Source organism: Neisseria sp. P0016.S008 (assembly GCF_051957775.1).
In the GTDB taxonomy this organism is placed as follows: domain Bacteria; phylum Pseudomonadota; class Gammaproteobacteria; order Burkholderiales; family Neisseriaceae; genus Neisseria; species Neisseria flavescens_B.
Map to the genome: position 1 here is coordinate 46,411 of NZ_JBQCWB010000009.1, position 6,476 is coordinate 52,886.

The window sequence follows — 6,476 nt, forward strand, 5'->3', positions numbered from 1 at the left end:
ATTGCTTAGAAGCGGTAGTTTACGCTCAAGCGGACATCGCGGCCTGGTTCAGGCAGAGAATTGGCACCTGCGCGCTGGCTGTGCGGCTTGTAGTTTTTATCAAAGACATTGTTGACGGAGAAGTTGACGTTCAAGTCGTCTTTGCCTGTCGGTTTCCAGTTGGCGAAGATATCGTTGACGCCGTAGCCTGCGCGGACGACATTCAGAGCCACATCAGAGCCGCGCGAGGTCGGTGCATAGCCTGCATTTTGGACATAACGTCCGCGCCAGCCGATTTCCAGATTCGGATTGTCGAATTGGTAAGACAGACCTGTTGTCCATGTGCGTCCCATAGGGATGGCGGTTGTCACGATGTCGGCAGTATCGCCGTTCAGCTTCGGTCTGCTGTAAGCTACGCCTGCACGTGCGGTCAGACCTTTCCAGCGGTAGGCGGCGTTCAGTTCGTAACCTCTGTTTTTCAGCTTGCCGCCGTTAAACCAAACATAGTTTTGCCCTGCTTGGCGGATAGCTTGTACATCTTTGATTTGTTGATGGAAATAGCTGCCGGACAATGTCAGGGCGGAATTCCAGTGATAGTTGAAGCCGATTTCTGCATTTCGCGAGCGTTCCGCTTTCAAATCAGGAGATGAGATAATTGATCTGGAACTCATTAAAGCCGCTTCGTACAGGCGAGGGCTGCGGGTTGCATAGTTCAGGCTGGTGTTGATGGAAAAATCAGGGGTAATGTCATAAACCAACCCGATGCTTGGATTGAGGTTGCCGTCTGAATTTTCTGTATTACTGCTGGTTTTCATTTTCCAGCGGTCATAGCGCAAACCTGTGGTCAGCGTAACCGGAGAGAAATCCCAAATGCCTTCTACATATACGCCGGCATCGCTTTTCTTCTCGTTGTTTTCTCCGTTTGAGCTGCTTTTTTGAGTGCGCCAGTTTACTCCGTATTTTAAGGTATGGCGGTCAAATAGACGGCTGTCGAGATTCAGATTGGCTCCGTATGTCCGTACTTCGCCGTCTAATTCATAATTTGGATTGGGGACTTCGTCACGTTTGGTGTTCAAACGGTAAACATTGGCTTTGATTTTGTCGATAAAGCCCAAGTTTCCGCCTTTGAATTCCAAGTTGGTGGTGTCTTGGGTCAGCGTGCGGTAACGCGGCGAGTTGTTAGCGGTATTCGGAATACGGTTGCCGTTGGCATCCAAAACGTATTGACCCGTACGGCGGTCGGTTTGGAAGACTTGCGAGAAATCGAACTCTTCGCGCAGGGCGCGTTCCCCATATTGTTTCTCTTGGCGGTGGCTTAATTCAATACGGTTGTCTTCGTTGAAACGATAGCCGATTTTGCCCAACAAGCCGCGTGAACCCAATCCACTGTTTAAAACCTTATCGCTTCCAAGCAGATTACGGTAGCCTTTGCCTGCCGTGTATTCTTTGTCGCGTACGAAATTGCCTGAAACCAAAGCATCAAAACCGCCTGCCTGACCATAAACGCTTGCGCCGCGCGAATAGCCTTTATTGCTGCTGATACCGGCATTGACTTTGAAACCGACGTTTTGACCTTCTCTCAGCAAATCTTTGGCTTCAACCGTTTCGGCAACAATCGCGCCGCTGGTTGCGCCGATGCCTGCTGAGGCCGAACCCGTACCTTTTTGCACGGCAACGACTTTTACCAATGCGGGGTCAAGCATAAAGCGGCCGTTGTGGTGGAAAATCTGGCTGTCGGTGTAGGTATCGTCAACTTTATAGTCTATTTGGTCTTGACCCATGCCGCGGATGGTTACCCACTGCGACTGACCGTTGCCGCCGCCGAAACTGATAGAGGGTTCGTTGAACAATACGTCTTTTAAATCAGTGGAAGTCGTTTCTTCCATACGTTTTGTCGTTACACGATGTGTGGCGCTTGTGGCCTGACCTTTAACGGTAACGGTATCAAGCACAACATTGTCTTTGGCTTCATTTTCTGCGTGTGCAAAACCGGCTGCCAGTGTCAGTGACAGCAGGCTCAGTCGGAACAGGGGCGTATTCATTGAGAAATGTCCTTAATAAAATGACAGTAATAAAAAAATAAAAGCAAATAAAGAGAAATTATCTTTAAAATATGCAATTAATAATAATCATCATTTATAATAATGCATATAAAAGAAACGGTTGTAAAGAGTTGTATTGAATTTGTAAAGAAAGTAGCTTGTTTTTAAACGAACTTTGCAGTTGGTATATCAGGCTGTCTGAAAAATATGTGATCGGGCATTTTTGCGTATGAAAATATTTGGAAAGACTGCATAGAAATTTTTACTTTTTCCCTTGAATTTGTCGCAAACAACCCAAATCTACCCGCCATTAAGGCAGGCTTTCCATAAGCGTGTCGCTATTTCCAAGCAAACCGTGTCTGTCATGTCCGACAGACAATTGTTTTCAATCTATTTATTTATCGGAGCATTAAGACATGACCATCCGCCCTTTACACGACCGCGTAGTCGTCAAACGCTTAGAAGCTGAAGAAAAAACTGCATCAGGTATCGTTTTGCCAGGTGCGGCTGCTGAAAAACCCGACATGGGCGAAGTAATCGCCGTGGGTGCGGGCAAAATCGGTAAAGACGGCGAGCGCCGTCCGCTGGATGTTAAAGTCGGCGACAAAGTGATCTTCGGCAAATACAGCGGCCAAACTGTAAAAGCCGACGGCGAAGAGCTGTTGGTAATGCGTGAAGAAGACATCTTCGGTATCGTTGAATAATTGTTGAATTAAGTTTCAGAACCAAAAGCCGTCTGAATCAAACATGAAGTTTTCAGACGGCCTCGAACAGATTTTTAATATTGATTTGGAGAATTTAAATGGCAGCAAAAGACGTACAATTCGGCAATGAAGTTCGCCAAAAAATGGTAAACGGCGTTAATGTATTGGCAAACGCCGTACGCGTAACTCTGGGCCCTAAAGGCCGCAACGTGGTACTCGACCGCGCTTTCGGTGGCCCGCACATCACTAAAGACGGTGTGTCTGTTGCAAAAGAAATCGAATTGAAAGACAAATTCGAAAACATGGGTGCGCAAATGGTGAAAGAAGTTGCGTCTAAAACCAACGACGTGGCCGGTGACGGTACCACTACTGCAACCGTATTGGCGCAATCCATCGTTGCCGAAGGCATGAAATACGTTACCGCCGGCATGAACCCGACCGACCTGAAACGCGGTATCGATAAAGCCGTTGCCGCTTTGGTTGACGAGCTGAAAAACATTGCCAAACCTTGCGACACTTCTAAAGAAATCGCCCAAGTCGGCTCTATTTCCGCCAACTCTGACGAACAAGTCGGTGCGATTATCGCCGAAGCGATGGAAAAAGTCGGCAAAGAAGGCGTGATTACCGTTGAAGACGGCAAATCTTTAGAAAACGAGCTGGACGTGGTTGAAGGTATGCAATTCGACCGCGGCTACCTGTCTCCTTACTTCATCAACGACGCTGAAAAACAAATTGCTGCTTTGGACAATCCGTTTGTATTGTTGTTCGACAAAAAAATCAGCAACATCCGCGACTTGCTGCCTGTTTTGGAACAAGTGGCTAAAGCCAGCCGTCCGCTCTTGATTATCGCTGAAGACGTAGAAGGCGAAGCCTTGGCGACCTTGGTCGTGAACAACATCCGCGGCATCCTGAAAACCGTTGCCGTTAAAGCCCCTGGCTTCGGCGACCGCCGCAAAGCCATGTTGCAAGACATCGCCATCCTGACCGGCGGCGTGGTGATTTCCGAAGAAGTCGGCCTGTCTCTGGAAAAAGCGACTTTGGACGACTTGGGTCAAGCCAAACGCATCGAAATCGGTAAAGAAAACACTACCATCATCGACGGCTTCGGCGACGCAGCCCAAATCGAAGCGCGTGTTGCCGAAATCCGCCAACAAATCGAAACCGCAACCAGCGAATACGACAAAGAAAAACTGCAAGAGCGCGTGGCTAAATTGGCTGGCGGTGTGGCAGTGATCAAAGTCGGTGCCGCTACCGAAGTGGAAATGAAAGAGAAAAAAGACCGCGTGGAAGACGCGCTGCACGCTACCCGCGCAGCCGTTGAAGAAGGCGTGGTTGCCGGCGGCGGCGTAGCCCTGTTGCGTGCCCGTGCCGCTTTGGAAAACCTGCATACCGGCAATGCCGACCAAGACGCAGGCGTACAAATCGTCTTGCGCGCCGTTGAGTCTCCGCTGCGCCAAATCGTTGCCAACGCAGGCGGCGAACCTAGCGTGGTTGTGAACAAAGTGTTGGAAGGCAAAGGCAACTACGGTTACAACGCAGGTTCCGGCGAATACGGCGATATGATTGAAATGGGCGTACTCGACCCTGCCAAAGTAACCCGTTCTGCGCTGCAACACGCCGCATCTATTGCCGGCCTGATGTTGACCACAGACTGCATGATCGCTGAAATCCCTGAAGAAAAACCTGCTATGCCTGATATGGGCGGCATGGGTGGTATGGGCGGCATGATGTAAGGCCGTCTGAAACCTTCAGATAAAAAGCAAAACCGCACGGTAATCAGCCGTGCGGTTTTTTATTTGCCAGTAGAAGCGTGAGATGGTGAGGGCATGCCATGATTTACAGAGAAATAAGGGTTGCCAGTTCCATTGAATCAGAAGCCATCAAATAAACTTCATCATTAAAAAAGGCCGTCTGAAACTTTATTTTGTGTTTCAGACGGCCTGCTTAATGATCTAAACCGTTACTTTTTGCTTGAACGGCTGTATCGGACAGCTTGAGACAAGATTTCTTCAATTTCTATCCACATAATGCCTCCTTACAGTAAACCAGGTTGACCTAAAGCCGGGTCGTTGGCTCGTGCCGCTTGGGCATCTTCGACAGTCAGTCCAAGGGCTTTGGCTACGCCTTCGCCGTATGCCGGGTCGCAACGGTGGCAGTTGCGGATGTGGCGGTATTTGATGAAGTCGGGGGCGTCGCCCATGGCTGCGGCGGTATTGCCGAACAAAGCTTGTTTCTGCGCGTCGTTCATCAGGTTGAACAAGGCGCGCGGTTGGCTGAAATAGTCGTCATCGTCTTGGCGGTAGTCCCAGTGCGCCGCGTCGCCGTTGATTTTCAAAGGCGGTTCGGCGAAGTCGGGCTGTTGCTGCCATTGGCCGAAGCTGTTGGGTTCGTAGTGCGGCAGACTGCCGTAGTTGCCGTCGGCACGGCCTTGTCCGTCGCGCTGGTTGCTGTGAACAGGACAACGTGGGCGGTTGACGGGGATTTGGTGTAAGTTCACGCCTAAACGGTAGCGTTGCGCGTCGGCATAGTTGAATAAACGGGCTTGCAGCATTTTGTCCGGGCTGGCGCCGATACCGGGAACAAGGTTGCTCGGTGCGAAGGCGGATTGTTCCACATCGGCGAAGAAGTTTTCGGGATTGCGGTTCAACTCGAATTCGCCCACTTCAATCAGCGGATAGTCTTTTTTCGGCCAAACTTTGGTCAAGTCAAACGGATGATAAGGTACTTTTTCCGCATCAGCTTCAGGCATGACTTGAATGTACATCGTCCATTTCGGAAACTCGCCGCGCTCGATGGCTTCGTACAGGTCGCGCTGATGGCTTTCGCGGTCGTCTCCGATGATTTTCGTGGCTTCTTCGTTGGTCAGGTTTTTGATGCCTTGCTGGCTACGGAAGTGGAATTTCACCCAGAAACGTTCGCCTGCTTTGTTCCAGAAGCTATAAGTATGCGAACCGAAGCCGTGCATATGGCGGTAGCTGGCTGGGATACCGCGGTCGCTCATGACGATGGTAACTTGGTGCAGGGCTTCGGGCAGCAGCGTCCAGAAGTCCCAGTTGTTTGTGGCAGAACGCATATTGGTGCGCGGGTCGCGTTTGACGGCTTTGTTCAGGTCGGGGAATTTACGCGGGTCGCGCAGGAAGAACACGGGCGTGTTGTTGCCGACCATATCCCAGTTGCCTTCTTCGGTATAAAACTTCAACGCAAAGCCACGGATGTCGCGTTCCGCATCGGCTGCGCCGCGTTCGCCTGCCACGGTGGTGAAACGGGCGAACATCTCGGTTTTCTTACCGACTTCGCTGAAGATTTTGGCGCGGGTGTATTTTGTGATGTCGTGTGTCACGGTGAACGTACCGAACGCGCCCGAACCTTTGGCGTGCATACGGCGTTCGGGGATGACTTCGCGCACGAAGTCGGCGAGTTTTTCATTCAGCCACAAATCCTGCGCCAGCAGAGGGCCGCGTGGGCCTGCGGTCAGGCTGTTTTGATTGTCGGCAACGGGCGCGCCGTTGTTCATGGTCAGATGGGTGACTGGGCATTTAGAGATAGACATAGTGATTTCCTTTGTGAAGTTGTTATAGGTTGATGAGATGGTTTCCAGGATGGAATGCTTCTATACAAAATATAATAAATTTTCAATATCGATATTTAAATATAGTTTGTTTCAAGCTATGAATCAAACTATACAGAAAGATTTTCACTATTGGAACTATGAAACCGATTTAGAATAAATATTATTAATTAATAATCTAAT

Annotated in this window: 4 protein-coding genes; 2 read left to right on the top strand and 2 right to left on the bottom strand. The window is 49.8% G+C overall.

The features are described 5' to 3' along the window. Positions 1-5: 5 nt before the first annotated feature. Positions 6-2,021: a TonB-dependent receptor domain-containing protein gene (locus ACTHS8_RS10250; protein ID WP_440373646.1), complete on the bottom strand. Its 2,016-nt coding sequence runs from the start codon at positions 2,019-2,021 to the stop codon at positions 6-8. 416 nt (positions 2,022-2,437) lie between these two features. Here ACTHS8_RS10250 and groES point away from each other — a divergent pair, with 416 nt between their 5' ends. After that, positions 2,438-2,725, top strand: coding sequence for a co-chaperone GroES (gene groES, locus ACTHS8_RS10255; protein WP_003684150.1), 288 nt, complete (start codon positions 2,438-2,440; stop codon positions 2,723-2,725). A 98-nt stretch (positions 2,726-2,823) separates the two neighbouring features. Beyond that, positions 2,824-4,458: a chaperonin GroEL gene (gene groL, locus ACTHS8_RS10260; protein WP_049322649.1), complete on the top strand. Its 1,635-nt coding sequence runs from the start codon at positions 2,824-2,826 to the stop codon at positions 4,456-4,458. Between the two features lie 302 nt (positions 4,459-4,760). On the opposite strand, the gene katA is transcribed toward groL, so the two are convergent. After that, complete coding sequence (gene katA / locus ACTHS8_RS10265) at positions 4,761-6,275, bottom strand: catalase KatA (RefSeq protein ID WP_440373647.1); 1,515 nt, start codon at positions 6,273-6,275, stop codon at positions 4,761-4,763. Between the last annotated feature and the right edge of the window lie 201 nt (positions 6,276-6,476).